This is a genomic window from Spirillospora sp. NPDC000708, assembly GCF_040299565.1.
Classification (GTDB): Bacteria; Actinomycetota; Actinomycetes; order Streptosporangiales; family Streptosporangiaceae; genus Spirillospora.
In genome coordinates this window covers 1-1,112 of sequence record NZ_JBEPCJ010000253.1, presented here as the reverse complement: position 1 = coordinate 1,112, position 1,112 = coordinate 1, and the positions used below count along the sequence as shown (strand labels likewise).

The window sequence follows — 1,112 nt, the reverse complement described above, 5'->3', positions numbered from 1 at the left end:
TTTGTCCGAACAGCGTCGGATTAATTTTACAATCTACCTATTAACCAAAATATCAAAAAAAGCGTATCATTGAAAGCGTAATGATTAAAACGTTTTTTACAAACGTTATAGAGGGGAGAAGTTAATATGGACTTAGTCGAAGAACTAGTCAATGTTGTTGGTAAAAAAAATGTTATTACTAACAAAGCAAAATCTTTACGTTTTAGGAAAGGGTACCGCTCAGGTAAGGGCGATGCAGTTGCAGTCGTATTTCCAACCACTTTAATGGCAATGTGGCGTGTGCTTAATGTTTTGCATGATAACAATATTATCATTATTATGCAAGCAGCCAACACTAGTTTGACTGAGGGATCCGTACCAGCCCCAGGTTATGACCGTTCTGCAGTTGTTGTGAACGGCATGAAAATTAAAGATTTACAGTTAATCAATAATGGGGAACAAGTACTAGCATTCCCCGGTACGACACTGTTTCACTTAGAAAATGAATTGCGACCACTTAAACGTGAACCACATTCAGTCATTGGCTCATCTAATTTGGGTGCATCGGTCATTGGTGGTATTAACAACAATTCTGGTGGTGCTTTGATCAGAAGAGGTCCAGCTTATACAGAGCTATCATTGTATGTTTGGATTGATGAACATGACGAAATGCACTTAGTTAACCATTTAGGCATTGATTTGGGCAAAACGCCCGAAGAGATTATTACTAATTTGCAGAACCGCAATTTTGATTTGAATCAAGTACCAGCTACTGAACATCATGGTTCAATGTTCCATCATGAACAGGTTGTGCGTGACGTTGAATCTGATAAGCCTATTCGATACAATGCAAATCCTAAAGAATTGTATGAAGTATCTGGATCGTCCGGTCACGTTGCGGCATTGGCTGTCCGCTTAGATACATTCCCAATGGATAAAAAAACACAAATGTTTTACATTGGAACGAATAATCCCGATGAGTTGGAAGATATTCGTCGCCATATTATGACGACATTCAAAGAATTGCCTGTTTCTGGTGAATATATGCATAAAAATGCTTATAAATTGGCCAAGAAATATGGTAAAGACTCACTAATTGTGATTGAAAAAATTGGTACGGGTCATTTGCCCCA

1 protein-coding gene is annotated in these 1,112 nt (G+C 38.0%); it reads left to right on the top strand.

Annotated features, from left to right (window positions below):
- Nucleotides 1–126 precede the first annotated feature (126 nt).
- Nucleotides 127–1,112 (top strand): D-lactate dehydrogenase (dld, locus tag ABT299_RS52780; RefSeq protein ID WP_500255497.1); only part of this gene is annotated, 986 nt, incomplete at its 3' end.